Origin of the sequence: Ensifer sp. Root423 (assembly GCF_001426275.1) — a bacterium.
Lineage (GTDB): Bacteria > Pseudomonadota > Alphaproteobacteria > Rhizobiales > Rhizobiaceae > Ensifer > Ensifer adhaerens.
Genome location: NZ_LMEG01000001.1, coordinates 318853 through 345620 on the forward strand (window position 1 = coordinate 318853; position 26768 = coordinate 345620).

A 26768-nucleotide genomic window follows, 5' to 3' on the forward strand; every position below is an offset into this window, starting at 1 on the left:
TTGCTCCTTTGACTGCACTTTGACAGATCAATGGCCAAACCAAAACTAAGCGATGAGGTCAAGACCTACATCGTAAAGGCTCTGGCATGCTTCGACAGCCCGCCCGTCGTCGCTGCGGCGCCTTTGGCGGCCCTGCGTCCGGCCCTCGGGCGTATCTAGTCCAGTCGCCGTTGTCTTCAGCGCGGCCAGCGTTTCGCGCAGCGCCCGGTCCAGCCGCTTGTCGCTTCGAAGCACCAGGGCGAAGCGGCGGAAGAGCGTTGGGGTGACGGGCCGCACCACCAGCCGTTCCCGGTCGCCGGGGCGAAGGGCGATTTCCGGAACGAGGGCTGAGCCGAGGCCGACGGCGACCATCTCCTTGATCGCGTCGACGCTGCCGAGCGCCATCACCGGCTTGACGGTCGTGCCTGTGGTGGCCAGCCATTCGTCGGTGATCCTTCGCGTGTTGGCGCCGGGCTCGTAGAGGATCAGCGGCCGTTCAGCCAGGATCGCGGGCGTGACGGTATCGGGCAGGGCGCTTCCGAGCGGCGCAATCGCCACGAAGCGCTCGTCGAAGAGCGGCGTGATATCGAAGATGCGGCCGGAAACGGGCAGGCTGACGAGGCCGATGTCGATGAGGTTCTCGTCGACCGCGCGGACGATGTCGGCGCTGTTGCCGGTTGTCACGGTGATGTCTAGATCAGGAAAGCGGCGCTTGAGATCGGCCAGAAGCGGCGGCAGCAGGAAGGCGCACGGGGTGGCGCCGGTGCCGAGCCGGACGCGCCCGAGAACGCCTTTGGCGTGGCGGGCGACGGCCTCGATCGCCCGGCTGGTGGCAGCCTCGATGCTGCCGGCATGGGCCAGCAGCTCCTCGCCGGCCGCACTCGGCCGCGCCCTGCGGCCGACCCGCTCGACCAGGCGCACGCCGAGCTGCTTCTCCAGCACCCGCACCTGCAGGCTGACCGCCGGCTGGGTCAGGCCCAGGCGCTCGGCGGCGGCCGAGAAGCTGCCGAGTTCGGCGACCAGCGCGAAGGTTTTGAGATAATCGAGGTTGAGAGCACTCATGGCCAGGTTTCTCTTATTGTCAAAGTTTCTCTTATGCGTGGAATAGGAATGCTAAGCTTCTTTTAGGAGATGTCGAGGCGCAGACTGTGTCCATGGTTGGAAAAGAAACATGGATGTTCGACATGATCCGGGAACTCGGTCTTTATCTCGTTGCTTCGCCGCGCTCGCGGTACTGGCAACTGCAGCAACTGCGCGAACTGGATGCTGAGCATCTGGCCGATATCGGCCTGACGGAGGCGGAAGCTCAGCTGGGAAGGCGCAAGGTTGCGCCGGTTCCGGCGCGCGAAGGGGCCGTCGTCGTTCCGCATGCGGACGCCGCACGGGCGGGCGCGATGTAGCGGTTTCGGCCCGCGCACTGTTCCCGACCACAACTGGTGGGGCGCCAGTGACAGGAGCGTCTCGTCTCAAGCCGGCCTCACGTCCCACCTTTCGATCGCAAGGCCCGGCCAAAGGGCGCGCCACCGTTCCACTTTGCGCTCGTAGATGGCGCGGGTGATCTGGCTCTTGTTGGCGCGCACGATCGGTGCGAGCAGGTCCACAAGGCCGAAAGGGGCGCAGATCTCCAGTCCGCCCCGGGACGGGCGAAGTCCGACGGCGGTCGCAGTCGTCGGAAATGTCGCGATCGCCTCTTCCGCCGATAGATAGGGCCTGATCGGCGTGCCGAATTTTTCCTCGTACCAGAGGTGAACGCGTGCCTCGTTCTTGACGTCGATCCGCACGGGTAGATCCGCAAACAGGCCTTCGATCCGCTTCGCATGCGTGGCCTCCGCCTCTTGCGAGAGGTCGTCACCGTCGAAATAGACGATGTCGATATCGCCGATGCCGTGCGTCGGCGGCAGGGCGAACGCATGGTTCCAGACGGTCTGCGCTATCGCGCCGGCCGCCAGCCAGCCATCGGGCAGGGCAATCCGGACCCAGCGATCGAGGATCGGAGCCAAGAGCGGGCTCTTCAGGATGATAGTCTGCAGGTCCGTCATGGAATATGCATCGGCATGAAGCCTTGAAGCATGCGTTCCGCCGGCGCTCGCGCGGCTCCCGCGGAGATCCATAGAGGATCGCCAAAGCACTCGATCCGAGTGCCCGCAACGACGATGCCGTCGCCGTCGTTGCAGGCAAGGATCGGTCGCGGCGTCGACAGGCTGTAGCGCAAGAGAGCGGGCAGGTAGCTCTTGTCGTCGCTCAGGTGCGGGAAGAACTCGAAGGGCACGAGATCAAGCGCATCGCCGTCGGTGATTTCCTCCGGCTCCAGCCCGATGAAGAGCGCATCGGTCGCGATCGTCGGCGCCATGAGAATGGCGCCGGCGCTGACGCCGATGAGGATGCCGCCGGACTGTGCCCAGTCGCGAAGCGGCCCGAGCATGCCGCTTCGCTTCAGCCGTTCGAGAAAGCCGCCGGTGTGACCGCCTGCAAGGTGAATGGCGTCTGAGGCGAAGAGCGCTGCAATGTCGTCTGCCGAATGCGGTTCGTCGAGATCGAAGAACAGCGCGAGATCGAGACCCAGCCTGCCGTAATAGGCCTGCCCGGCAAGGAAGAAGCCGCGGTCCCGTTCCGGACCGGAGGCGACATAGGCGATGCGTTTTCCAGCGCCGCCTGCCGCCATCATCTCCACAAGCCTGAGGTCGATCGCCGAGCAGGCGGGCACGATCTGGTCGCTATAGAGGACGAGGTTGAGCATGTCTTTCCTGTCGTGACGAAGGGCCATAGCCCGGTTCGCTCGGGCTAGCCCGCGATCGCCTTCACCCGGCGGCCGTAACGCCAGATCCCGAGCCAGCTGAAATAGTTGACGAGAAGCGACAGGCAAAGCCAGAGCAGAGTGGTGAGGTCGTCACCGCCTTCGAACTGACCGGCAAATCGCACGACGCTGATCAGCGACAGGCCGCCGAGAAGGATGCCGAGCAGCCAGCTGTAGGGCCGCCAGAACCCGAACGGCGGGACCTGCAGATTAAAGGCGTAAGCGACGAGACCGATCGCCGTTGCCAGCGCCATGACCAGGCTGACGCCGCCGAGGATCTTGATCCCGTATGCCATCTCGTCCCAAAAGCTCAGGAGCAGCGTCGCGCCTATGACCAGGCCGAAAGCAAGGCTGAGCACGTAGAAAATTGCAAATGCCTTCCACATCGCGAATCATCCTGTATCTGCGTTGGTGGCAGCTTCGGCGGTGATGGGCGCCTTGTCTATCGTTCGGCGGGCGAGGTTGTCGCAAGGCCTTACGCCTCAAACGGCCTGCATGCCGCCCGCTCTCTCATTCTTTCACCGGAGTGCTTGGCGCGCTGACGTTCCGCTGTCAGCCGATGGCGGCCGGCTGCTGCTCTATGCGGCGGCCATAGCGCCAGACGCCGAGCCAGCCGAAATAGCTGAGAAGGAGCAGGAACAGCAAACCGAGGGAGGCCGACAGCAGGCCTTCGTCTCCGGGCTGGGGGCTGGAAATGAGCGTGACGAGATCCCAGGCATCGGCCATCAACGTGTAGAGACACCAGCAGGCGAGAACCCAGCTGAATGGCCGCCAGAATGACAAGGGCGGGACCCTCAGGCCGAAGGCATAGGCAAAGACGCCTATCATGGCAGCAAATTCCACGGCCAGGCCCGCATAGAACAGGGCTCGGTCGGCGGACGACAGCTGCACCGCGATTTCAGGGGGTAGCGTGACGAAAGCCGATGACAGCATGAAAATGAAAAGCAGCCCATAGAGAACTGCAAACGCCTTCCACATCGCGAATCATCCCCCAAGCATGCAGTGCCTGCCATCTTGGGTCGTGTCGCGACACTTGTCTATCGTCTGGCGGGCAGGAGCGTGGCTTTTGCCTAATCCGCGCTCAGCGCCACCGCCGGCTGCAGGCGCGAGGCGTTGCGGGCGGGCAGGAAGCCGAAGACGAGGCCGGTCAGGAAGGCGCAGGCAAAGGCGAGCGCCACCGGGCCGAGGGTGAAGGAAACGGGCATGCCGAACTGGCCGGCAAGCGCGCCGGTGCCAAGCCCGAGCGCCACACCGAGCGTGCCGCCGATCGCCGAGACGACCAGCGCCTCGATGATGAACTGCAGCAGGATATCGCGCTGGCGGGCGCCGGTCGCCATGCGCACGCCGATCTCTCGGGTGCGCTCGCTGACCGAGACGAGCATGATGTTCATGACCCCGATGCCGCCGACGAGCAGCGAGATCGCGGCCACCGAGGCGAGGAACAGCTTCAATGTGTTCGAGGTCTCGGTGAAGGCCTCGCGCACGGAGGACATGTTGGTGATCTGCGTGTCCTGGCGCTTGTGGCGCTGGTCGAGCAGCGCCTGGATCGTCTGCTGCGTGATGTCGATCGCCGAACCGTCCTTCACCTGAACGGTGATGGTTCGGATGTTGCGCTGGCCGAAGAGGCGGATGCTGCCGGTCGAAAGCGGCACCAGCACCACGTCGTCCTGGTCGTTGCCGAAGGAGGTGGCGCCCATTTCCGCCATCACGCCGATCACCTGGAAGGGGATCTTGTTGACCAGCACATACTGTCCGATCGGGTTGTCGCCGTCGGGGAAAAGCGTTTTCACGACCGTCTGGCCGAGTACGGCCACAGGTGCGTAGGTGTCCATGTCGTTCTGGTTGATGAACTCGCCCTTGGCCATCTTCCAGGATTTGGCGGTGGTAAACTGCGGTACGGTGCCGTTGGCGGTGGTCTGATAGTCGACATTGCCGCGGCGAAGCGTGACGGAACTGGTCATCTCCGGCACGGCGAAGGCGACATTCGGCACCTCCAGGATCGCGTCCGCGTCCGCGGGCACCAGCGTCACGTTGCTGCCGCCCGCGCTGCCGCGGAAATTCGCCATGCTCGGCCGCACCACCAGCAGGTCCGAGCCCATCGACGAGATGCGGCTCAGAACGGAATCCTGCGCTCCGGTGCCGATCGCCAGCATCGCGACGACCGAGCCGACGCCGATGACGATGCCGAGCAGGGTCAGGATGGTGCGGAACAGATTGGCCTTCAGCGCCCGGAACGCCATCTTGACGGCTTCGGTGACATCGGCGATCGCGGCCGAGCCTTCGCTGACATGGCGGGCGAGGGCGGCCGCCCCTTCGGCGTTGACGCGGGCCTTCTTGGCGCGGTCGGCGACGATGCGGCCGTCATGGATCTCGATCAGCCGGTCGGCCTGTTCGGCGACCTCGCGCGAATGGGTGATGACGATGACCGTATGGCCCTGATCGTTCATGTCGCGCAACAGCGCCATCACATCCGAGCCGCTCTGGCTGTCGAGCGCGCCGGTCGGCTCGTCGGCCAGGATCACCCGGCCGCCGTTCATCAGCGCGCGGGCGATGGAGACGCGTTGCTGCTGGCCACCCGACAGCTGGCCCGGCCGGTGGTCGAGGCGCTCGCCGAGCTTCAGCGCTTCAAGCAGCGCCTCGGCGCGGTCGTGCCGGTCGCGGGCGGACATGCCGGCGTAGACGGCCGGTACTTCGACATTTTCCTTGGCGCTTGCTGTCGGGATGAGGTTGTAGCTTTGGAAGACGAAGCCGAAGGTGCGGCGGCGAAGGGCCGCGAGCTCGTCACTGTCGAGGGTAGCGACGCTCTCGCCATCGATCAGGTAGTCGCCGCCGGTCGGCTGGTCGAGGCAGCCGAGTATGTTCATCAGCGTCGACTTGCCGGAACCCGACTGGCCGACGATCGCCACGAACTCGCCCGCCTCGATATCGAGCGACAGGCCGTGCAGAACCTCGACGGCGAGGTCGCCGTTGAAATAGGTCTTGCTGACGTGCCTGAGTGAGAGAAGCGGGGTCATGGCCACTATCGAGCTTGGATCAGAACATCGGCGGCATGCGCATGCCACGCTGGTTTCGGTTGTCGCGGGCGTTGCCGCTCCCTGTCGATCCGGTGCTGACGACCACCTTCTCGCCCTCCTGGAGGCCGCTTCTGATCTCGGCGCTGACGCGGTTGCGAATGCCGATTTCGACGTCGCGGGTTTCGAGCGCGCCGGAAGCCGTAACCACGGTCACCTGCGCCTTGCGGGGCCCGCTTCCGGTTCCGTTTCTCTGGCCGTCGCGTCGGCCGTTGCTCTCACCCGTTGCATCTCCCGTACCCTTGGCCGGATGGCTCAAGGCGCCGCTCGGCACGATCAATACGTCCTTGGCGGCGGCTTGCACGAAGAACACCTGGGCGCTCATCGACATCATCAGTTCGCCTTCGGGATTGGGCACGTCGAAGAGTGCGTAATAGAGCACGACGTTGTTGGCCGTGTCCGGCATCGGCTGGATCTGGCGAAGCTTGCCGGCAAAATGTTTGCCGGGCTGGCCGAGCAGGGTGAAATAGGCATCCATGCCGACCTTCAGCCGGGTGACGTCTGCTTCCGACACCTGCGCCTTGACGGTCATGGTCGAGAGGTCAGCGATGGTGACGATGGTCGGCGTCGTCTGGTTGGCATTCAGCGTCTGGCCGGCCTTGGCCGGGTTGGCGACGATGGTGCCCGAGATCGGCGCGTAGATCTTGGTGTAACCGAGATCGACCTTGTCGCCGGCAAGGGTCGCCTGCTGCTTGCGGATCTGCGCCTCGATGGCGTTGACGTCGGCCTCGGCGGCGGCGAGATCGGCAATCGCCTGGTCGAGCGTCGATTGCGCCACGCTCCGGGTTTCGACGAGATTGCGCTGGCGGTCGATATTGGCCTGCTTGAGGACGAGCTGCGCCCTCTTGGAAATGAGCTGGGCCTGAAGGTTGGCAAGCTCCGCCTGGTCGATCTCTATGCGGTTCTCGATGGTGGCCGGATCGATCTCGGCGACGAGCTGGTCTTGCGTGACCGTGTCGCCGATCGCCACATGCAGCGCCTTCAACTGGCCGGAGACCTGGGCGCCGGCATCGACGGAATTGACCGCGTCGAGCGTACCGACGGCGGTCACGCTGTTTTCGATGTCGCCGCGGGTCACCACCTCGGTCACCATTGCGGTCGAGGCCGGGTTCTCTCCATAGCGCGTCCAGCCGTAATAGCCGGCGCCGGCGACGGCGAGGATGACCGGCAGCCACAGCCAGGCTCGCGAGCGGCGCCTGCGCTTCACCGTCTTCACCGCACCGGGAATGAAGGTGACGTTGGGCGCCGCATCGTCTCGGGGCGTGGTGTCGGCTCGCGCCGTCTTGGCTGTCTTGTTCATCGCTTGCGCCTAACCGGCATCGCCGATGCCAAAATGGATAGGTTCAAAAATAGAAGCGAATGGACCCGGCGAAAAGCATTGAGATCATTATATTTTCGTAATCTTCGCCATCTGCATGGCAAGAGAAAGGCGCCCGCAGCTGCGGACGCCCGTTTTCGAAGGGAACGACGGGTCTCTCAGCTGCGTGCCGCAATCAGCGCGGCGACATTGACGACCGCGCCGTGGTGGTCGGCAAGGCCGGCAAGTTCGGCGTCATGCAGGGCACGGGCGGAGATGGTGCCGCTTGCCGATGGCAGGTCGCGTGTGGTGCAGGCATCGGATGCGATGGTGATGCCGTAGCCGAGATCCTTGGCCGCGCGGGCCGTCGACGACACGCAATTGTGGGTCATGAAGCCGGCGAAGATCACCGGCGTGCCGGCCGGCCCAATGATTTCGGCAAGGTTGGTGTCCGAAAAGCCGTTGGGCCGGATCTTCTCGACCACCGCTTCGCCGGCGATTGGCGTCAGCGCATCGACGATCGCGCCGCGGTGCGCCCCCCGGTCGAACATGCCGCCGGCGGCCCCCTTATGAGCGACGTGGATGATCTTCGCGCCGGCGGCGCGAGCGGCGACCAGCAACTGCCGCGCCTTTTCGATCGCCGCTTCCGGCTCGACCAGGCGCACGGGGCCGGCCAGATATTCGTTCTGGTAGTCGATCAGCACCAGCGTCGCTTCGCCAAGCGGCGGCGGGGCGAGCGTGACGCCGGCAAGTGTGAAAAGGGTTGCTGCGGGCGCGGAATCGGACATGGGAAGGCTCCTTGTTTGTGCGGACGGTGCAGGGTGTTTGGTGGAAGGCCGCCCTGGCCGGGCGGTGGTTTCGGGGCCGTAGCCCTGGCGTTGGTTCGTCGAAGCGGTCGGTCTATGGGCTTGATCTTAGCGGCTGCGTTGGCGCAGAGTGATCCGAATTTTTCGGAGGACTATCTGCATGAATGCAGGGGGATGGGCGGATCTCGAACTGCTCGATCATCTGGTGCGCGGTGCGACGCTCAGCCAGGCGGCGCGCTCGCTTGGTGTCGACCAGACCACGGTGTCGCGCCGGCTTGCGGCGCTGGAGCGGCGGGTGGGGGCGGCGCTCTTCGACCGCATCGACGGCCGGCTGACGCCGACGCCGGTGCTTTCCCCCGTCGTCGAGCGGCTTCGGACGATCTCGGAGGAGGCGTCGCTGTCGCTGGCGACGCTGCTGCGGCGCACGGCGGAACTGCAGGGCCAGGTACGGGTGACCAGCATCGGCTTCGTCTTGAGCGCCATCCTGGCGCCGGCGCTTGCCCGCCTCGAACAGCGCCATCCGGGCCTCACCCTCGATCTCGTTGCCGACAACCAGATGCTGAGCATCGAGCGGCGCGAGGCCGACATCGCCATCCGCATGGCCCGCACCGGCGAAGACAGTGTGCGGGTGAAGAGCCTCGGCACGCTGCGTTTCCGCCTGTTCCGGCCGAGGGGGCAGGGAGAAGGCCCATGCCCGGTCGTGCGCTACGGCCCGGCACTCGCCCATGTGCCGGAGATGCAGGCGCTTGACCGGCTCAGACCGGATGCCCGCGTGGCGCTGACGGCCGACAAGCTGGAGATCCTGATGGAGGCGGCCCTTTCGCTCGGCGCCGAACTGATGCTGCCGGAGGTTTCGGCCTCACGCGATCCGCGTTTCGAGGCGGTGGACGAACCGGGGGCGGCCGCCGAGCGCCCAGTCTATCTGATGATGCACCCGGAACGGGCGCGCGTGCCGAGCGTGGCGGCGGTCGCGGCTTTCATCGAAGAGGCGGTTCGGGGGTGGAAGTAGGTGTTGGTTGAGGCGTGGTGTTCGCGTGTCCAGAGGCATTGCCCCGCTCATCGGGTTTAACCCGAGGAATAACCCTCTCCCCGCGGGCGGGGATATAGGTGACGTGCCATGCTGCCGGCACCGCGAACGGGGTCCGCGATTAGCGGGAAATCGGGCGGGCCTTGTTGGGCGAGTGGGTGCCGTCAGGCGGAAGAGGGGGCCTTCTGAGCCACACCAACGTAGTGACGGCGCAGCCGATCATAACATTGCCAGCGGTCACCGAACGGACTATTGAAGGGCTCCAATCTCGAGGCTTGCCATGAACATGGTTCCGAAAATTGCAGAACGACGACGCTGAAGCTCTCAACGCTTTTGCGCTCCTTTTCATGCAATTTCAGGAAATGATCCATGTCCGTCAAATCGGCAGCACTCGCAGCCCTTGCTCGCGCCTATGAACTGAACGGCCTTAAAGCCGAACCCTCCATCGCCCGGTCGACACGGCCCGAGTTCGGCGATCTCCAATGCAACGACATGATGCGGCTGGCAAAATCCGCCGGCCGGAATCCGCGCGAACTTGCCGCTGAGGTTGCCGAGGCGGCACGCGGCGAAGAATTCGCGGAAGTGTCCGTCGCCGGTCCGGGTTTCATCAACGTCCGGCTGACGGATGCGGCGGTTGCCGCGGAGGCGACGGCGATGCTGGCCGATGGGTCGCTTGCCGCCGAGAAGGTGCAGCCGCTGCGCACCATCATCGATTTCGGCGGACCCAACGTCGCCAAGGCGTTGCATGTCGGGCACCTGCGTTCCTTCGTCATCGGCGAAAGCCTGCGGCGCATCCTGCTTGAGATCGGCCACGACGTGCTGTCCGATATCCATCTCGGCGACTGGGGCCTGCAGATGGGCAAGCTTCTGTTGGGTGCGGCCTTGGCCGCCGGATGGAAAGCCGGCGATCCCGCGCCCTTCATCGATCCCCGCGCATTCGATGCCATGACCGTCGATGAACTTGGCATTCTCTACAGGTCGGGCAATGCGGCCTGCGAGGACGAGACGTCGCTTGCGCAGGCGCGGATGCTGACCACGAGACTGCAGGACGGAGATCCACTCCTGACCGCGGCCTGGGGGCGCATGCGGGCCATTTCCCTGGTCGCGATCTCGGCCACAGCAGAGGTGCTAGGGGCGCATTTCGACCTGTTCAAGGGGGAAAGCGATGCGCATGCCGAAGTCGCGCCCATGCTTGCCGACCTCGTTGCCCGCAAGCTCGCTCGGGAGAGCGACGGTGCTCTTGTCATGGATGTCGCCGGTGACGGACTTCCAGACAATGCGCCACCTCTGCTTCTTCAGAAGAGCGACGGCGCTGCGCTTTACGGCACGACGGATCTCGCGACGCTGCGCCAGCGGGTGCGCGATCTCGGTACAGAGCAGATCGTCTATTGCACCGACGACCGGCAGGCGCTGCATATTGCCAGCGTGTTTTCGGCGGCGCGGACGGCAGGTTATGCCGATGGCGTCGAACTGCGGCACGCGACCTTCGGCACCGTTCGTGGCAGCGACGGCAAGCCCTTCAAGACCCGCGACGGGTCGGCCGCATCGGTCGGCGACATGATCGATCTGGCGCTTGCCAAGTCGTCGGAAAAGGTGACTGACGGCGAGGCGGCCACGGCCGTCGGTCTCGGCGCCCTGAAGTTTACCGACCTCTCCACGCCGCGAAACACAGGTTATGTTTTTGACATCGACAGGATGACCTCCTTCGAGGGGCGGACGGGTCCGTATCTTCAATATGCCTACGCCCGGATCTCATCGATCCTGGACAAGGCCGAGGAGGCGGGCATGGTTCCAGCCGAGATGGTCTCGATCAGCCATCCGTCCGAGCGGGCCGTGCTGATGGAATGTCTCTGGTATCCGCATGCGCTTTCGCAGGCGGCGCATCAGCTCGAATCCTTCGAGATCGCCGACCGGGCCTACCAGGTGGCAGATGCGTTCAGCCGCTTCTACGCGGATTGCCCGGTGCTGAAGGCAGATGATCCGTCGGGTCGGCTTGCCACATGCAGGCTCGTCGCACAGGTCATCGGGAAATGTCTGGAGCTTCTTGGAATGGAGCCGGTGCGGCGCATGTAACGTTCGGTTGGCCGACCTCGGTGATCAGGCCGCCGAAAACTCTTTCACCAAGGCGTCGAGCGTCCCGGGCGCCGCGACATCGATACACCGGATGTCGGCGGTTCCGGCAGCCTCCAGCATCTCTCTGTTTTCGCGGATCGAGCGCTCGATGAACTTGTCGATGATCGCGGCCTTCGTCCCGTCAGCATCTGCGCGCCGAGATTCTTCCAGCATACGCCGGCGCAGGAAAGCGTCATCCGCGTAGAGAAACAGGGGGAGGATGTCCTCTTGTTCGAATTGAGCCATATACTCCGGCCGGAGCGCGGCACCTTCAAGCACGAAGGGTTGAGCGTGTTTTAGGCGGCTTTCGATGATCTGGCGGATGCGCGGCCACATGTTTTCGTGGTGCACCTTCAGGAACCAATGGATGGTCTCGTCGGTCAGGCTTGCATAGTACTCGGCGACCTGAGGACGGACCGACGGCCAGGGCCTGCCGGGATGGCGGCCCAGATCGTCCGTCGAGATCAGCTCCCGCCCGAGCGAACTTGCGAGAGCCCTGGCGAGTGTCGACTTCCCGACATGCGAGCTTCCTCCAATCAGGATCCCGAGGGCCGGCTGCTGCATGCGTTGGACTCCATTCCATCGATCGCGTGATCGACCGCGCCACGATCAAACACCTACGTCTGACGAGGGCAGGTCGACCTCCATTCCGTCGGTTCGCACCCTATGGCGCGGCTTCTGCGCCGTCACCGTCGAAATTTCGCCCCTTTGCAAGAATCGTCTTGACGCTCTGGAGAGGCTTCACTAGAACACTGCGAACCGTACCGTACGGTACTGATCGAGGGCGAGGCAGCGTGCAGATGACTGTGGCGATGAGAGAGGCGAATGCCGGGGAGGGGCTGACGGAACGTCAGGGCGCCGTTCTCGAGCAGGCATTGCGACTTCTCGTCGACGGCGGCGAAAAGGCGCTGACGACGGCCGGCATCGCGCGTGCTGCCAATTGCTCCAAGGAAAGCCTCTACAAGTGGTTCGGCGATCGCGACGGGCTGATTTCGGCGATGATCGGCTTCCAGGCGAGCAAGGTGCGCACGCAGGACGTTGCCGCCCGCGCGCTCGATGCCGAGAGCCTGCAGCGGCATCTGATCGTTTTTGCCAAGGATCTGCTTGAGGTTCTCGCCGGTGACGTGTCGCTGGCGCTCAACCGTCTGGCGATCGGCCAGGCGAGCCGCGACGGCTCCAAGCTCGGCCACATGCTGCAGGAACGCGGGCGTCGGCAGATCGGCCGCCGGGCCGCAGCGCTGCTCGAAGCCGGCCGCAAGGCGGGCCTCTTGACGTTCGACGATGCCGACGAGGCCTATGGCGCGCTTTATGGGCTGATCGTCTCCGACTGGCATCTGAAGATGCTGCTCGGCGAAGAGGCCGGCGAGATGAGACAAAGTTTTGGCCGCAAGGCGGAGCAGGCGGTATCCGCCTTCCTTTCGCTTTACGGCACGAAAAGGTAACGGCCCGCAGCGCCGCGCTTCGAAAGAAGCGTAAGGTCGCTGCGGCAAAGAAAAGTCACAGCGCCGCGCTTCGAAAGAAGCGCAAAGGTCGCTGCGACACCAGGAATTGCTGCAGGGCCCGGAGCTCCCGGGTAATGCAGCGGAAGCAACTGACAAACAACGGGAAGGACCACAACAATGCGCGTCTATTACGATCGTGATGCCGATATCAACCTGATCAAGTCGAAGAAGGTCGCCATCGTCGGCTACGGCAGCCAGGGCCGCGCCCATGCGCTGAACCTCAAGGATTCCGGCGCCAAGGAAATCCGCATCGCTCTGAAGCCGGGTTCGGCAACGGCTGCCAAGGTCGAGGCCGACGGTCTCCAGGTTCTCTCGGTAGCAGAAGCCGCCAAGTGGGCCGACCTCATCATGATGGCGACCCCGGACGAACTCCAGGCCGAAATCTACAAGGCCGAAATCGCCGGCAACATCCGTGACGGCGCTGCGATCGCTTTCGCCCACGGCCTCAACGTTCACTTCGGCCTGATCGAGCCGAAGGCTTCGCTCGACGTCGTCATGATCGCGCCGAAGGGCCCGGGCCACACGGTTCGCGGCGAATACCAGAAGGGCGGCGGCGTTCCCTGCCTCGTTGCCGTTCACCAGGACGCTTCGGGCAACGCCCTTGACCTCGCTCTCTCCTACGCCTGCGGCGTCGGCGGCGGCCGTTCGGGCATCATCGAGACCAACTTCAAGGAAGAGTGCGAAACCGACCTCTTCGGCGAACAGGTCGTTCTGTGCGGCGGTCTCGTCGAGCTCATCCGCGCCGGCTTCGAAACGCTGGTCGAAGGCGGCTACGCCCCGGAAATGGCCTATTTCGAGTGCCTGCACGAAGTAAAGCTGATCGTCGACCTGATCTATGAAGGCGGCATCGCCAACATGAACTACTCGATCTCGAACACGGCCGAGTGGGGCGAATACGTCACGGGTCCGCGCATCATCACCGAAGAAACCAAGGCCGAGATGAAGCGCGTCCTCAAGGACATCCAGACCGGCAAGTTCACCTCCGAGTGGATGCAGGAATACAAGTCGGGTGCGGCTCGCTTCAAGGGCATCCGCCGCGTCAACGACAGCCACCAGATCGAAGAAGTCGGCGCCAAGCTCCGCGGCATGATGCCCTGGATCGGCAAGAACAAGCTGGTCGACAAGGCGAAGAACTAAGCATTATCGAACGGTTGAATGAGAAAAGCCGGGGCGCATGCTCCGGCTTTTTTCGTTTGGCATACATCTCCCGGATAGCTTCACGCTTTTCCTGGAATTGGGTCAGACTAATCCCAGAGAAGCCGAAAGACGCCCAGAAAGACCCTTCCGAACAGCTCAAGACAGATTTCGGGGAACAGGGCGGCAAAGGCCGCGCCAGCGGTGAAACCAACCAGACCGAAGCCGATTGCGCCGTCCAAGCCGTAACCCTGCCAGCCGTAAAGGGTGCCGAAAGTGGTCGCCGTGCCGACGATCGTCATCCACCAGAGAACCCGGAGGGTGGTCGTCGCATGGCGAATGAACGTATCAAGCATCTGCCTTCCCTGCCGCGAGCCGGAACACGCTGTGGTTACGTACCGGACATAAGTTCGCGCAGAGGTGATTTCCAGATCAACCTGATATCAATGGCCGGGAGCTCGGGCGCTTGGTTCAAAACTCCTGCCAGGCCTGCAGCCGCTCGACTGTGGTCGTCGCGCCGCCGCAGACGATCATCAGGATGCGCTCGAAGCGCGCCAGCCGGTCGGCGTGGGCGTAGGCGACGGCGAGGGCGGCGCCGCAGGCGGGCTCGACCAGCACGCGGTGGTCGTCGAGGAAGCGGATGCAGGCTTGCGCGGCGTCCGTGTCGCTGACGACGACGCTCTCGACTGGGCGCGTCTGGCTCAGCTCGAAGGCGCGCTCGCTGACCTTGCGGGCGGCGAGCGACGTTGCGATGCCGCTGACGGAGGGGAGTTCCGTCAGCGAGCCCGCGTCCATCGAGGCGGCCAGCGAAGCGGTGCCTTCGGTCTCGACGGCAAGGATCGGCACGTGGCCAAGCCCGTTGCGCGCGAGCCCCTCGGCAACGCCGGCAAACAGTCCGCCGCCGCCGACTGAAAGCACCACGGCATCGAAGGCGAGGCCGGATCGCGCGACCTCGTCGATCATCGTCGCGTGACCGGTCCACAGCAGCGGGTCGTCGAAGGGATGGATGAAGGCGGTGTCGGCATCGAGGGAGGCGAGGGCGGCTGCATTCGCCTCATCCCAGGCGGTGCCGTGCACGATGACGTCGGCGCCCTGCTGGCGGATCAGGCCCTTCGCGCGCTCGGTCGTCGTTTCGGGAACGAAGACGAATACAGGGATCGAAAGCATGCGCCCGGCATAGGCGACCGCCATGCCGGCATTGCCGCCGGAGGAGGAGACGAAGCGCCGCTTGCCGGCGCGCGCGTGGTGCTCGCAGGCAGCGCCGACGCCGCGGATCTTGAACGAACCCGGTGGCTGCAGCGCGTCCATCTTCAGAAAGATTGAGCGGCCCGAGGCAAGACCCAGCGGCAGGGATTCGATCAGCGGAGTTTCGAGGTGAAGTGGCATGAGATGTTCCGTTGCGGGCGCGATGCCGATGGGTGCCCCGGTGTGACGGAGCTCAGGGAGAATCGTGAGGCAATTTGCCCCCGATCGCCACGTCGGCGCAATATGGGGAAGCACTCCGTCGCGGATGGCTGCGTGTCATCTCACGGAACATCATGGATTTGCGGCGGCCGTCACCACAAGAGGCCGCTTAGCGTCACGAACGCGACGAAGAGCAGGGACAGGACGAGTGACGCCTTGATTGCCGCCAGGGTATAGTCGTATCGGCGAAGTCTGTGTGTCAGCGTGTGGAACATGGGTTCGTCCAATCGTGAGTAAGCGGCGGCTCGTCGCCGTTCGTTCGAGCGAAATGCGGTGCCCGCAATTCGGCAGTGACGACAATTGCTACCCAGCCCGCGAAATTGGCCAGACGGCGGCTCGCCTTGGCGCGAACGCGCGCATGCGCTGCTGTCGATAAAGGAGGATATGGCGGCTCGAGAGCCCCTCACACCGCGATAAGCCAAGTCGGCCCGTGTCGATCGTCAAACCATGCGCCTCAAAAGTGTCCGGCACAAGGAAGATCCCCTTGGCGGCACCCTTTTGCGTTCCAGCACACAAGCCTCATCCCGATTTGGGGCCTTTACGAGCAAACGAGGCCAGGTCCCGGGGCGGCATGGCCTCCGGCCAGGGGAGGCGTCGGGCGCCGGTGTAGCGGGTAACGGCGCTGCGCCTTTGCGGCGCGCCGCCATCGTTCTCCCACTGTTCGAGATTTGCGGTTTCAATCTGACGCGGAGTGCGCTGCCCGCTCCGGCCCTGAAGCTCGCAAAGCAGGGCATCGGCGGTGATAACGCCCGCCTGGAACCTGCCGATCAGAAAGACGGCGGCAAGACGGAGGCTTTCCTGGTCATCAAGGTCGACATGCTGGTGAAAGCCCGCGCGCCGCAGCACGCCGTCGAGCATGGCAAGGTCCGAGGGAATCAGTGGATGCTGCTCTGCGGATGACATAGGCCCCTCCTGTTGATGGGAACTGTCGTTTGCGTGGCGCATGCGTGCGAGCGCCCAAGGCGCGCTTCCAGGAACTCTACCCCCGGAGCGTCTTTCCGTCTCGGGTGGACCGTGCTGGGATGACCTCAGGGTTGACGCCCGTTGCCGGCGGCCAGGAGGGTGTGTGTTTTTCTGTGTCAGTCAGGACCGGCGCGATTTCCGGGCCGGCTTGCTTGCGGACACCTCCGCGGCCGGTTCGGCGGCGGCGCGCTCAAGGCGTTGCGCCTTGAGCTTTTCGGTCTTCTTGTCGCGGGCGATCTTTTCAGCCGCAACGATGGCTCTCGCCGTATGATCGGTTGCGGCCGCCTTGTCGCTCGCGGAGGTCTTGGCCGGCTTGAATGCTGCGTTAGCGTTGGGCGTCATGACCTGTCTCCTGAAACGGGCGGGTGCTGCCGACCCAGAGGGGTCAGCGCGTGCGCGCCGCCTTCTTGGGGCTGGGCAGCAGGCCTTCGCGCTGCAGCTTCTTGCGCGCCAGCTTGCGCTGGCGTCGGACGGCTTCCGCCTTTTCCCGCACGCGCTTTTCCGACGGCTTTTCATAGCTGCTGCGGGCCTTGAACTCGCGGAAAAGCCCTTCGCGCTGCATCTTCTTCTTCAGAATGCGCAAAGCCTGGTCGATGTTGTTGTCTCTAACGAGTACCTGCAAAACATGTTCTCCTGTTGTCGATTGCAGCGCGGGCGAGGCGCATGCGCCTATCTGCCGCGCTTGGCGCTCAGTTTCTTGAGCCAGGGGCCGGTAGCTTCCGCCTGAGCGGGGTCCGGTGTGGCGGTCTCGGCGTGTTCGATGTCGGTCGCAAGGACCGAGCGTTCAAATGTCTCACCGTCGACCCGTACGCGAAAGCGGGGCTCGCCGCGATCTTCCGTGGGCAAAAGGCCGACGATGACGCCGAAGGGGCTGACCAAGGCCGACTGTGTGGCGGATGCCCTCAGTTTGACCCTGTCGCCGATCTCGCAGGCCGTGCGGCTCATGACGAGCTCCATATCGGAAGTGAAGGGGCCAAAGATGCAAAAAGGCCGGGTTGTTCCCCGACCTCTTCCCGTCATTCAAGCCTTTCCTGCCAGTACATCCGTGGTCAGAGAAGGGCGAATGACAAATTATTCGGCGCGCAGATTGTCGGCCGAGCTCTTGCCCGACTTGCGGTCGGCGACGACGTCGAAGGTCACCTTCTGACCGTCGGCGAGCGAGCGCAGACCAGCGCGTTCTACTGCGGAGATATGGACAAACACGTCGGTGCTGCCGTCATCCGGTTGAATAAAGCCGAAGCCCTTGGTGCTGTTGAACCACTTTACAGTGCCCGAAGCCATGACGATTTCCTTTCAATCGTGGAGTTTGCCAGAAAATATTTCTCTGGCGGTGATCGATATTTGAGAGGAGATCTGGCCGCGCATAAGCGCTGTGTCAAAGGTCACAAGCAATATTCGATGAGTTGATATATAGACGATACTTTTTGAAACTCAATGAAAATATTAAATTATCTATTTTCCCGTCCTTGTATAAGCCTTGTCAAAGGCCTGAAAATGCGGGTTTTCGTGCCGCTATTTTTCTTTCTATTGAACGCTCGGTCCCTGCCAATGGAGACTGAATATGGCGCATGGGTCAGCCGACAGCGCGACCGCTTTGGAGGCGGTGCATTTGTGTGATTGCTGTCGGGAGAAGTCTGGCTTGGCCTTCCGCATCGCGCCCGACAGCGCCGGGCGTCTTGTCAGAAGGGCGAAGGTCGCTGCAGAACTTTGAAATCCTGCATGCTTTTGTCCTTTAATCGGCTACGGGGTAAAGCAAACACGCCGGCCAGCGGTGGCAGGGGAGGTCAGGCGGCGGTACGCGTATCTGTCGCGCACCGCCCCCGCTTTTCAGGTGAAGGTCTGCGGCGAGACCTGCAGTGCGGCGGCGATGCGCTGCAGCTTGGCGGGATCGGTATCGGCGCCGAGCTCGATCTTGGATATTTCAATTTCCGTCAGGCCTGTCGTGACCGACAGATCGTCAACCGAATAACCGGCGGTTTCACGCGAACGCTTGATGGCGGCTCCGATTTTGACGCGGGACAGAGATGCGCCTGGAGCCTTGGTTAGGTCTTTCTTAAAGGACATGAAGTGTCTCCTTCGTTGGTCCACCGGCAAAGAACGCTGCCGGTTGAAGGGGGCCCAAAACTGAAATGCGACTCAAGGCAGATGAGTGCGAACCTAGGGCGTCGCTAATATAAGCGAGAAGTCCGCAGGCGCAAGTTTGCGCCCGAATCTTTGTAAAAATCATATTTATATCAATATCTTACCCTGTGATTATCGGGTGCTGGACGGTCCTTTTCCAGGCGATCTGGGGTACCGCGGCTGCTCGCCAATCGCCGTCCCAAGGACTGCGAAAACGGCGCCGAAACTCACGCCAGGCGCGCCTCGATCAGGAACGGTCCGCGCCGCGACAGCGCTGCGGAAAAGAGCGCGGCGAAGGCCTCGCAGGAAGTGGCAACGGCAGCTTCGACGCCAAGGCCGCGGGCAAGCGACACCCAGTCGAGCGCGGGGTTGTCGAGGTTCAGCATCTGCCGCGCATTGGTGCCGATCTCCCCGACGCCGACATTGCGCATCTCGGCATGCAGGATGGCATAGGTGCGGTTGGAGAAGATGACGGTGACGATGTCGAGGTTTTCGCGCGCCTGGGTCCACAAGCCTTGAATGTTGTACATTGCGCTGCCGTCGGCCTGCAGGCAGATCACTTTCCGATCGGGGCAGGCGATGGCCGCGCCGGTCGCAAGCGGGATACCGTCGCCGATCGCGCCGCCGGTTTGCATGATGAGGTCGTGCGGTGCGGAGAAGGCGGACAGGGCAAAGAAGCGCCGCGCCGAGGTGACCCCTTCGTCGCAGACGATTGCGTCCTCCGGCACCTTGTGCGCGACGATGACGGCGATCGCGTCTTCGGTGAGCGGGCCCGAGGGCTCGCCGGTGTCGGTGGGGGTGCCTGCCGTTGGCAGCGGCCCGGTCGGGCTGACGCCGAGTTCGTCACCAAGCGCCTCCAGTGTCGCCTTCAGGTCTTCGCCATGGCGGGCAAGGGTTGCGACCGTGCAGCCCTCCGGCACCAGCCGGCCCGGCATGCCGGGATAGGCGAAGAAGGCGACCGGCTCGGGCGCGCCGACAAGGATGAGAACGCGGACGTCCTTGAGCGTGGCGAGCGCCATGTCGATCGGGTAGGGGATGCGCGCCGGCGCGACCCGTCCGCGGCCGCGCTGGGTGTGGGCGACCAGAACCTCGTTGAAAAGCTGGATGCCGCACGCAGCCGCGATCCGCCCGGCGACGGCCAGGCCATCGGCCTGCGCCGCAGCGCCGCTGACGACCATGGCGATCCCTTGAGGATTCGAACGTATCAGGCGGGCTACCTCGCGCACCGTCTCGGCGCTGGCCGGCCGCGGCGCTTCGATGGGCGCCTTTTGTGGCGCGGTGGCAAGGGCAAGCGTTCCCCAGGCGGCGTCGGCGGGCAGGATCATGGTGGCGACACCCGGCGGCGTCAGCGCGGCCTGAACGGCGGCGGCAACGGTGGGACCGACATCAGCCGGATCCTTCACGCGCCGGACCCAGTTCGACATCGGCGCGGCCAAGCTCTCGATGTCGGTCGTCAGCGGTGCGTCGAGCGGGAGGTGATGGGAGGCGTGGTCGCCAACGATGTTGACGACAGCCGCCCGGGCGCGGCGGGCGTTGTGCAGGTTGGCAAGGCCGTTGGAAAGGCCAGGGCCGGTGTGCAGAAGGGTCGCTGCCGGGCGCCCGGTCATGCGCGCATAGCCATCGGCGGCGCCGGTCACGAGGCCTTCGCTGAGGCCGAGGATGCAGCGCAGTTCCGGCTTGCGGTCGAGTGCCGCGACGAAGTGCATTTCCGAGGTGCCGGGATTGGCGAAGCAGACGTCGACGCCGTTTGCAAGCAGCGTATCGACAAGCACATCCGCGCCGGTGGTGCGAATTCCCTGGCCGCCTTCTCCCATGCGCGTATCCCTCGATGGCCCTCAAGGGCATGATAGCGGCAACTTGCGCCGGTGCAACCGGGGCATGGCGAGCCACCCGGCGCAGCACCAGTCGGCCAGCGCCAATCGGCTGGCGCTGCGCCGGCTCAACGGACGGGCATCAGGTCCGCTGCCAGGCGAGGTGGGCGCCAAGCCCGATCAGCACTGTGCCGCCGGCGCGCTGCATCAGGCGCTGCGCCCTGCCGGAGCGGCGCATCCGTGAGACGACGGCGCCGGCGAGGAACACGCAGACGATATCGGCCGAGGAGAACATCAGATTGGCGAGGGCGCCGAGCAGCAGGAACTGCACCCAGATCGGGAAGGCGGCAGACGCATCGGTGAACTGCGGCAGGAAGGCGACGAAGAAGATCGCGGTCTTCGGGTTCAGTACTTCGACAGTGATGCTCTCGAAGAAGGCGCGGCGTGCCGATTTCGCCTCGGTCAGGGGCAGGCTGCCGTCGCCCGTCGCCTTGGTACGCATCAGCGTGAAGCCGAGCCAGACGAGATAGGCGGCCCCTGCAAGCTTCACTGCCAGATACAGCGTCGGCACCGCATGGAACAGCATCGAAAGGCCGGCAGCCGCGGCAATGACGTGCACGTAACAGCCGAGATGAATGCCAAGCGAGGCCATCATTCCGGCAGAGCGGCCGCGGGCCACGGTTTGCGCGGCGGCGTAGAGCATGGCCGGGCCCGGGATATAGGCGAAGATCGCCGTGGTGACGAAGAAGGTGAGGAGAATGTCGAGCGATGGCATGCGGTTATACCTCGTCTGCTGCTGCGTGGCCTCTTGCGGGAGTCGTTGTAAGGGCTTGCGCGGGAAAGTTGAAGGAAAATCACAAGTGCTCGGGCCGGCGGGTCAGCCGCCGGCGGTCCGTTCGTCCGTGGTCAGACCGGTATTTCCTCAGCGACGAGGCGATCCTCGCGGCGGGCGCTGGCGGCAAGCCCTGCCGCGACGCCGGTGCGGTCCTCGGCACTGCGGTTCTGGCTCATCTTGCGCTTGCCGTCGAGACGCTCGATCGGCAGCCTGAGGCCGATGATGCCGCGAAGCTGCGCCTTGACGAAGGCGGCGGGCGCGTCGCTGACCTGCCAGGGCTCGGCTCGTCCGGCCTCATGCCGGTTGGTCAGCCGCGTGACGATGTCGAGCAGCCGGTCCTCGTCGGTGAAGAATTCGGCCGCGCCATAGGCGTGCACGGCGACATAGTTCCAGGTCGGCACGACCTTGCCGTGTTCGCGCTTGGAGGCATACCAGGAGGGCGTGACATAGGCGTCCGGCCCCATGAAGGTCGCCATAGCCGCGCCGATGACCGGTGTCGTTCCTTGCGGGTTGGCGCGGGCGACGTGGCCGTAGAGCGTGCCGTTCGGCCCCTCGTTGCGATCAAGCAGCAGCGGCAGCGGGCTCGCAAGCAGCCCATCGGCCGTGGCGGTGACGAGGGTCGAAAGCGAAGCCGCCTCGATGATGTCGTGCAACACGCTCAGCGTTTCTTCCTTGAAGGCAGGCGGTGTGTACATGATCTCGCTCCTTGTGCTCGTCCCGTCATAGAGGCAAACTGGACGGCCAAGAATATCCAGTTTCCGTATAAATACGTGGGCCAGTTTGTGACGATGAAAGAAGAGGCGACGGTCGGGACCGCCCGGCGGATCTATGAGGCGCTGAAGGCACAGGTCCTTGACGGCACCTATGGCGCCGAGGCGCTGCTGCCGTCGACGCGGGCGCTCGCCGCCGAGCTTGGCGTTTCGCGCACGACGGTGACGGCCGCCTATGAGCAGCTTCTGTCCGAGGGGTATCTGGAAAGCCGGCAGGGCGCGCGCTCGCGGGTTGCGTTGCTTGCGGCCTGGCAGGGTCCCGGCTCGGTGGCCGCGCCCGGGCGCCCAGCGAGCCAGAAGCATCGGGACAAGGGTGCGGCGGCGGTTCGCCTGTCACGCCTGGGGGCTGCCCTTTGCGACGGGCCGATCTGGATGCCGCCGGTTTCTGCTCGGCTGATTGCCGACTTTCGTTACGGCGACCTGTCGGCCGCGGATTTTCCGGAGGAGGCGTGGCGGCAGTCGGTCAACGCGGCGCTCCGCCGGCGAAGGCCGCGGCTTGCCTATGATCACCCCGCCGGTTCGTCTGCCCTGCGCATGGCCCTGCAGGCCTATCTCTGGCGCGCGCGGGGGCTCAGTTGCGATCCGGATCAGATCGTCGTCGTCAACGGCTCGCAGCAGGGGCTGGACCTTGCGGCGCGCGTGCTCGTCGATGCTGGCGACCGGGTGGCGATGGAGGATCCGGGCTATGTGATGGCGCGCCGGGTCTTTGCCGCCGCCGGCGCCGCGGTGGTTCCCCTCGCGGTCGACGCGGAAGGGCTGAGGACCGACATCCTCGAACAATTGGAGGATGCCAGGCTCGCCTATGTCACGCCCTCGCATCAGTTCCCGCTCGGCAGCGTGCTTTCGGCCCGGCGGCGGCAGGAGCTTCTGGCCTGGTCCAGGCGAACCGGGGCCTATGTGCTCGAAGATGATTACGACGGCGAATATCGATACGACATCCGGCCGATCCCGCCGCTCCAGACCATGGGACAGGCGGAAAACGTGCTTTATCTCGGCACGATTTCCAAGAGCCTGTCGCCGATGCTCCGGCTCGGCTATCTCGTCGTGCCGCCGCCGCTTGTCCCGGCCTTTGCCGCCGCCAAACAACTGATCGACCGCCATTCGCCAAGCCTCGAGCAGGAAGCACTGGCGGCGATGATTGCAAGCGGCGCCTATGAGCGCCACATCCGCCGCAGCCGGCGCAACAATGGCCGCCGGCGGGAGGCCCTGCTGACGGCGCTCAAGGCGGAGCTCGGCGACGCGGTGACCATATCCGGCGCCGATGCCGGCCTGCATGTGGTCGTCTGGTTCGAGCAGTTGGAAAAGGCGCAGGAAGACGCGCTGATCGCGCGAGCGCGGGCGGCTGGCGTCGGCCTCTATCCGGTTTCGCCCCTCTATGCGGCAGGTGATGCCGGCCACCGGCCGGACCGGGCCGGCATCGTCATGGGCTATGCGAGCCTCGAGGCGGCCGAGATCGGCAAGGGCGTGGCAGCACTTGCGCAGGTGTTGCGGTCCTGGGGCGACGAGAAGGCGGAGGCGAAGCCGTCTTAGGTCGGGAGCGGGCGGAGCGGAGCCCGTGCGCGGCTGGGCATCCCGGCGGCACGTTACGGTTAGCCGCTTGCGCCCGGCCAACGTCCCTTCATAGTGGCGGCCATTCCGCGTTTGCCCAGGCGACCTCCATGAGATCTCTTCGCATCCATCCCCACCTGCACGACGTTTTCGGTGAAGAGCAACCACTCGCCTATCTCGCCGCCATACTCCTGTTCGGAGCCGGCGTTGCCGTCGTCTTTGCGCTGTCTACGGGGTCGATGCTTGCCGATCTTGCCTGGTGGCGGGCGGCGCTGGCGCTTGTTCTCGTGCTCGACATCGCCGCCGGCTGCGTCGCCAATTTCACGCCGTCGACCAATGATTTCTACGCAGCCCGGCCGCGCAACCGCTGGATATTCATCGCCATCCATTTCCACATCGTCCTCGTCGCGCTGCTTCTTGGCAGCGGGATCGCGGCCGCGGTTGTCGTCTGGGCCTATACGATCGCAGCGGCCGCGCTCGTCAACCGGCTGGCGGGGCGGGAGGCGCAGACCTTCGTCGGCGGGCTGCTCACTGCGATTGGCCTTGCCGGCCTGCCGCTTCTGCCCGGTCTGACGCCGGCGATGATGGCGGTCTCAGGCCTCTTCATGCTCAAGGTGCTCTTCAGCTTCGCCGTCGACCATTACCGCACGGTCCCGCCCCAAGATGGGCAGGTGTCCAAAAATGGGGGACACGGCTGACGTCCTTGCCTTGCATGGCGGTCTTTACTAGCCTCCGGAAAGCAGGCTCAGGGGAGAGACTCGATGGCAGTTTCAGCGGCGGACGAGGCATTGCGCATTCCGACATTCGACGACGTGCAGATGGCCCGAAACCGGATCGCCGGGATCGCGCACCGAACGCCGGTCCTGACCTCGCGCACGGCCGATGCCGCCACCGGCGCCCGGCTGTTCTTCAAGGCGGAAAACTTCCAGCGCGGCGGCGCCTTCAAGTTCCGCGGCGCCTATAACGCCATCGCCGCGCTCAGGGAAAAGGGATCGAGGCAGGGCGTCGTCGCCTTTTCCTCCGGCAATCATGCCCAGGCGATCGCCTATGCCGCGCGCCTGCAGGGCGTCGCAGCGACGATCGTCATGCCCGCCGATGCGCCCGACATGAAGGTGGCGGCAACGCGCGGCTATGGCGCCGACGTCGTGTTCTACGACCGCTACAAGGAAGACCGCTCGGCCATCAGCGCCCGGTTGGCGGCCGAGCGCGGCGCTGTGCTGATCCCTCCCTTCGACCATGCGGACGTGATCGCGGGCCAGGGGACGGCAATTCTTGAGCTGATCGAGGAGGTGGGTGAGCTCGACCTGATCGTCACGCCGCTCGGCGGCGGCGGGCTGCTTGGCGGCACCGCGCTCGCCGCCAGGGAGCGCTCGCCCGGCGCGACCATCGTCGGCGTCGAGCCCGAGGCCGGCAATGACGGCCAGCAGTCGCTGCGCCAGGGCCGGATCGTCGAAATCGCCATCCCGAAGTCGATCGCCGACGGCGCGCTCACCCCCAGCATCGGCGCCCACAATTTTCCGATCATCCAGCGCGCGGTCGCCGACATCGTCACGGTGAGCGACGCACAGCTGGTCGAAACCATGCGTTTCTTCGGCGAGCGCATGAAGATCGTGGTCGAGCCGACCGGCTGCCTTGCGGCGGCCGCCGTGCTCGAGGGGGTGCTTGCCTGCGCCGGCAAGCGCGTCGGCATCGTCCTGAGCGGCGGCAATGTCGATCTGGCGACCTACGGCGCGCTGCTGCAGGCGACGTGAACTTTACCCGGACCGCCGTCCTGGTGCCCGCCATTTCGTCGAAGCCTTGCAGACCGGGCGCATGGCTCTCGACGTTCATCGAACAGATCAGGCGGCTTGAAGAAGGGGACATCACATGACAGACGCACCTTGGCACGCCGATCCACTCACCTGGGGCACCGGTCCGCACCTCTTCGAGGTCTTTCTGGAACCGACGGATCCTTACTCGGCCAAGGCATTCGGCAAGCTCGATGCCCTTCTCGCCCGCGCCGGCGCGGACAGGATCACCATCAAGATCCGGCTGCAGTCGCAGCCCTGGCACATGTATTCCGGCGTCGTCGTTCGCTGTATTCTTGCGGCCTCGACGCTGGCGGGCGGCAAGGAGACCGCAAAGACCGTCATCGCGGCCGTCACTGCGCATCGGGAGGAGTTCGAGTTCACCCACCACGCCGGCGGGCCCAACATGGACGTGACCCCCAACACGATCATCGAGCGACTGGAAGGTTATAGCGGCGTGCAACTGAAGGCGGCCTTTGCGATCCCCGATCTCGATCGGGAGATCAAATGGCATTGCCGGTACGCCCGCCAGAACGGCATCCACGTCTCCCCGACCTTCATGATCGACGGGATCGTGCGGCCGGACGTGAGCAGCGGCGATGATGTTTCGGCCTGGGCGGCGAAGTTGCTCGCCTGACGAAGGTTGCAAGGGACGCTTCCGGCGGGCAGCGGCCGGGCCCCCGTTGCGGGCATTTTCCCGGGGCTCGACCGGGCCGTTGGCGACGCCCGTCTTTCCAGTTGCCTTAACCGGCAAAAGTGGCACACTGAGCCTCGCGCGACGGCGCCAAGCGTCTGAATGACAGGGCGGAGGCCACTGTAATATTTTGTTTTTCTAAAGGATTTCTCTCCGGCCGATTTCCGTCGGAAAACACATGTTGGAAAAAGCCAGAGGAATACAGCGGGCTTTTTGAGCGCCTTTTCGGACGCCGCGTTGCCAAAAATCTAAGCGCTGCCACCGCTCCGGATGGGCGCGGTGCATACACAACTGGAGGGTATCGTGACGCTTGCAATCAATGACCTCGCACCGGACTTCGAGGTCGGGACAACCGACGGCACGATCCGGTTTCACGACTGGATCGGCGACTCCTGGGCGGTGCTGTTTTCGCACCCGAAGGACTTTACGCCCGTCTGCACCACCGAGCTCGGCTACATGGCGCGCATCAAGCCGGAATTCGACCGGCGCGGCGTCAAGATCATCGGCCTTTCGGTCGATCCGCTCGACCGCCATGCCGGCTGGGCCGCCGATATCGAGGAGACACAGGGCCATGCGCCGAACTTCCCGATGATCGCCGATGTCGACTACACCGTCTCGAAGCTCTACGGCATGCTGCCGGCGCCGGTTTCCGGCGATCCGACCAAGCGTACGCCCGCTGACAACCAGACGGTGCGCAACGTCTTCGTCGTCGGCCCGGACAAGAAGATCAAGCTGATCCTCATCTATCCGATGACGACAGGCCGCAACTTCGACGAGGTGCTGCGTGTCATCGACTCGCTGCAGCTGACGGCCAAGCACAAGGTGGCAACGCCGGTGAACTGGCAGCAGGGCGACGACGTGATCATCGCCGGCTCCGTCACGGATGAGGATGCCCGCAAGGTCTATCCGGAGGGCTGGCGCGCGCCGAAGCCCTATATCCGCATCGTGCCGCAGCCGAAGGGCTGAGGCGGGGCTGACATTTCGCCAGGGCGCGGAAGCGCCCGCGTACGGGTTCGTCCTTCGTTGCTGGTGGTGAGGGTTTATCCGCATTCC

29 protein-coding genes and 2 pseudogenes are annotated in these 26768 nt (G+C 64.6%); 11 read left to right on the plus strand and 20 right to left on the minus strand.

Going from position 1 to position 26768, the window contains the following annotated elements:
• Nucleotides 1-30: 30 nt before the first annotated feature.
• Nucleotides 31-120, plus strand: a pseudogene (locus ASD01_RS36410) (DUF2280 domain-containing protein); the annotation flags it as partial.
• 60 nt (nt 121-180) lie between these two features.
• On the opposite strand, the pseudogene ASD01_RS01575 reads toward ASD01_RS36410, so the two are convergent.
• A pseudogene (locus tag ASD01_RS01575) lies at nt 181-1041 on the minus strand (LysR family transcriptional regulator); the annotation flags it as partial.
• A gap of 113 nt (nt 1042-1154) precedes the next feature.
• Between ASD01_RS01575 and ASD01_RS01580 the strand changes: the two are divergent.
• A complete protein-coding gene (locus tag ASD01_RS01580; RefSeq protein ID WP_034792853.1) occupies nt 1155-1379 on the plus strand; it encodes a DUF1127 domain-containing protein in 225 nt (74 codons plus the stop codon).
• Nucleotides 1380-1445: 66 nt separating this feature from the next.
• Here ASD01_RS01580 and ASD01_RS01585 read toward each other — a convergent pair whose 3' ends face one another.
• From ASD01_RS01585 to ASD01_RS01615, 7 genes are all read right to left on the minus strand, one after another.
• Nucleotides 1446-2018 carry a nucleotidyltransferase family protein gene (locus ASD01_RS01585; RefSeq protein ID WP_034792856.1) on the minus strand — a complete coding sequence of 191 codons (573 nt, stop codon included), beginning with the start codon at nt 2016-2018 and terminating at the stop codon, nt 1446-1448.
• Nucleotides 2015-2716, minus strand: a complete 702-nt coding sequence (locus ASD01_RS01590; protein ID WP_034792859.1) for a Type 1 glutamine amidotransferase-like domain-containing protein — start codon at nt 2714-2716, stop codon at nt 2015-2017. The genes ASD01_RS01585 and ASD01_RS01590 overlap by 4 nt, the downstream gene beginning before the upstream one ends.
• A gap of 44 nt (nt 2717-2760) precedes the next feature.
• Nucleotides 2761-3159, minus strand: coding sequence for a hypothetical protein (locus ASD01_RS01595; RefSeq protein WP_034792862.1), 399 nt, complete (start codon nt 3157-3159; stop codon nt 2761-2763).
• A 166-nt stretch (nt 3160-3325) separates the two neighbouring features.
• Entirely contained in the window at nt 3326-3751 is a 426-nt protein-coding gene (locus ASD01_RS01600) for a hypothetical protein (RefSeq protein WP_034792865.1), read from the minus strand.
• A 92-nt stretch (nt 3752-3843) separates the two neighbouring features.
• Nucleotides 3844-5787, minus strand: coding sequence for a MacB family efflux pump subunit (locus tag ASD01_RS01605; RefSeq protein WP_034792868.1), 1944 nt, complete (start codon nt 5785-5787; stop codon nt 3844-3846).
• A 19-nt stretch (nt 5788-5806) separates the two neighbouring features.
• Complete coding sequence (locus tag ASD01_RS01610; RefSeq protein ID WP_034792871.1) at nt 5807-7144, minus strand: efflux RND transporter periplasmic adaptor subunit; 1338 nt, start codon at nt 7142-7144, stop codon at nt 5807-5809.
• Between the two features lie 176 nt (nt 7145-7320).
• Nucleotides 7321-7929 (minus strand): cysteine hydrolase family protein, encoded by a 609-nt coding sequence (locus ASD01_RS01615; protein WP_034792874.1) that lies wholly within the window; start codon nt 7927-7929, stop codon nt 7321-7323.
• Between the two features lie 178 nt (nt 7930-8107).
• Between ASD01_RS01615 and ASD01_RS01620 the strand changes: the two genes are divergently transcribed.
• Together ASD01_RS01620 and argS are read left to right on the plus strand one after the other, a co-directional pair.
• The gene (locus ASD01_RS01620; RefSeq protein ID WP_034792878.1) at nt 8108-8956 is read left to right on the plus strand and encodes a LysR family transcriptional regulator; all 849 of its coding nucleotides are present in this window, start codon (nt 8108-8110) and stop codon (nt 8954-8956) included.
• 387 nt (nt 8957-9343) lie between these two features.
• Nucleotides 9344-11047, plus strand: a complete 1704-nt coding sequence (gene argS / locus ASD01_RS01625; protein ID WP_060528763.1) for an arginine--tRNA ligase — start codon at nt 9344-9346, stop codon at nt 11045-11047.
• 24 nt (nt 11048-11071) lie between these two features.
• On the opposite strand, the gene ASD01_RS01630 is transcribed toward argS, so the two are convergent.
• Nucleotides 11072-11650, minus strand: a complete 579-nt coding sequence (locus ASD01_RS01630; protein WP_034792881.1) for an AAA family ATPase — start codon at nt 11648-11650, stop codon at nt 11072-11074.
• 230 nt (nt 11651-11880) lie between these two features.
• Here ASD01_RS01630 and ASD01_RS01635 point away from each other — a divergent pair, with 230 nt between their 5' ends.
• Together ASD01_RS01635 and ilvC are read left to right on the plus strand one after the other, a co-directional pair.
• Nucleotides 11881-12528 carry a TetR/AcrR family transcriptional regulator C-terminal domain-containing protein gene (locus tag ASD01_RS01635; protein ID WP_034792897.1) on the plus strand — a complete coding sequence of 216 codons (648 nt, stop codon included), beginning with the start codon at nt 11881-11883 and terminating at the stop codon, nt 12526-12528.
• A gap of 177 nt (nt 12529-12705) precedes the next feature.
• Nucleotides 12706-13725: a ketol-acid reductoisomerase gene (gene ilvC, locus ASD01_RS01640; protein WP_034792899.1), complete on the plus strand. Its 1020-nt coding sequence runs from the start codon at nt 12706-12708 to the stop codon at nt 13723-13725.
• Between the two features lie 107 nt (nt 13726-13832).
• On the opposite strand, the gene ASD01_RS01645 is transcribed toward ilvC, so the two are convergent.
• The 11 genes from ASD01_RS01645 to ASD01_RS01695 form a co-directional block, all read right to left on the minus strand.
• The gene (locus tag ASD01_RS01645) at nt 13833-14078 is read right to left on the minus strand and encodes a hypothetical protein (RefSeq protein ID WP_034792901.1); all 246 of its coding nucleotides are present in this window, start codon (nt 14076-14078) and stop codon (nt 13833-13835) included.
• Nucleotides 14079-14193: 115 nt separating this feature from the next.
• Nucleotides 14194-15108: a pyridoxal-phosphate dependent enzyme gene (locus ASD01_RS01650; RefSeq protein WP_034792908.1), complete on the minus strand. Its 915-nt coding sequence runs from the start codon at nt 15106-15108 to the stop codon at nt 14194-14196.
• A gap of 597 nt (nt 15109-15705) precedes the next feature.
• The gene (locus ASD01_RS35240) at nt 15706-16089 is read right to left on the minus strand and encodes a hypothetical protein (RefSeq protein ID WP_060516030.1); all 384 of its coding nucleotides are present in this window, start codon (nt 16087-16089) and stop codon (nt 15706-15708) included.
• A gap of 180 nt (nt 16090-16269) precedes the next feature.
• Nucleotides 16270-16491, minus strand: coding sequence for a hypothetical protein (locus ASD01_RS01660; protein ID WP_034792918.1), 222 nt, complete (start codon nt 16489-16491; stop codon nt 16270-16272).
• Between the two features lie 43 nt (nt 16492-16534).
• Nucleotides 16535-16771, minus strand: a complete 237-nt coding sequence (rpsU, locus tag ASD01_RS01665; protein ID WP_034792958.1) for a 30S ribosomal protein S21 — start codon at nt 16769-16771, stop codon at nt 16535-16537.
• Nucleotides 16772-16818: 47 nt separating this feature from the next.
• A complete protein-coding gene (locus tag ASD01_RS01670) occupies nt 16819-17094 on the minus strand; it encodes a hypothetical protein (RefSeq protein ID WP_034792960.1) in 276 nt (91 codons plus the stop codon).
• Between the two features lie 126 nt (nt 17095-17220).
• Nucleotides 17221-17430, minus strand: coding sequence for a cold-shock protein (locus ASD01_RS01675; protein ID WP_034792962.1), 210 nt, complete (start codon nt 17428-17430; stop codon nt 17221-17223).
• A 546-nt stretch (nt 17431-17976) separates the two neighbouring features.
• Complete coding sequence (locus ASD01_RS01680) at nt 17977-18213, minus strand: helix-turn-helix domain-containing protein (protein ID WP_034792964.1); 237 nt, start codon at nt 18211-18213, stop codon at nt 17977-17979.
• Between the two features lie 284 nt (nt 18214-18497).
• Nucleotides 18498-20084, minus strand: coding sequence for an acetolactate synthase large subunit (locus ASD01_RS01685; RefSeq protein WP_034792967.1), 1587 nt, complete (start codon nt 20082-20084; stop codon nt 18498-18500).
• A gap of 139 nt (nt 20085-20223) precedes the next feature.
• Nucleotides 20224-20856, minus strand: coding sequence for a LysE family translocator (locus ASD01_RS01690; RefSeq protein WP_034792969.1), 633 nt, complete (start codon nt 20854-20856; stop codon nt 20224-20226).
• 131 nt (nt 20857-20987) lie between these two features.
• Nucleotides 20988-21611, minus strand: coding sequence for an FMN-binding negative transcriptional regulator (locus ASD01_RS01695; RefSeq protein ID WP_034792971.1), 624 nt, complete (start codon nt 21609-21611; stop codon nt 20988-20990).
• Nucleotides 21612-21704: 93 nt separating this feature from the next.
• On the opposite strand from ASD01_RS01695, the gene pdxR reads away from it, so the two are divergent.
• The 5 genes from pdxR to ASD01_RS01720 all read left to right on the plus strand — a co-directional run bounded on the left by pdxR (nt 21705) and on the right by ASD01_RS01720 (nt 26681).
• On the plus strand, nt 21705-23216 hold the full coding sequence (gene pdxR, locus ASD01_RS01700) for a MocR-like pyridoxine biosynthesis transcription factor PdxR (protein WP_051659291.1): 1512 nt from the start codon (nt 21705-21707) through the stop codon (nt 23214-23216).
• A 128-nt stretch (nt 23217-23344) separates the two neighbouring features.
• The gene (locus ASD01_RS01705) at nt 23345-23932 is read left to right on the plus strand and encodes a hypothetical protein (protein WP_060528764.1); all 588 of its coding nucleotides are present in this window, start codon (nt 23345-23347) and stop codon (nt 23930-23932) included.
• A 63-nt stretch (nt 23933-23995) separates the two neighbouring features.
• Entirely contained in the window at nt 23996-24985 is a 990-nt protein-coding gene (locus tag ASD01_RS01710; RefSeq protein WP_034792973.1) for a threo-3-hydroxy-L-aspartate ammonia-lyase, read from the plus strand.
• Nucleotides 24986-25100: 115 nt separating this feature from the next.
• Nucleotides 25101-25658: a DsbA family protein gene (locus ASD01_RS01715; protein ID WP_060643530.1), complete on the plus strand. Its 558-nt coding sequence runs from the start codon at nt 25101-25103 to the stop codon at nt 25656-25658.
• A 360-nt stretch (nt 25659-26018) separates the two neighbouring features.
• A complete protein-coding gene (locus ASD01_RS01720) occupies nt 26019-26681 on the plus strand; it encodes a peroxiredoxin (RefSeq protein ID WP_034793680.1) in 663 nt (220 codons plus the stop codon).
• The last annotated feature ends 87 nt before the right edge of the window (nt 26682-26768 follow it).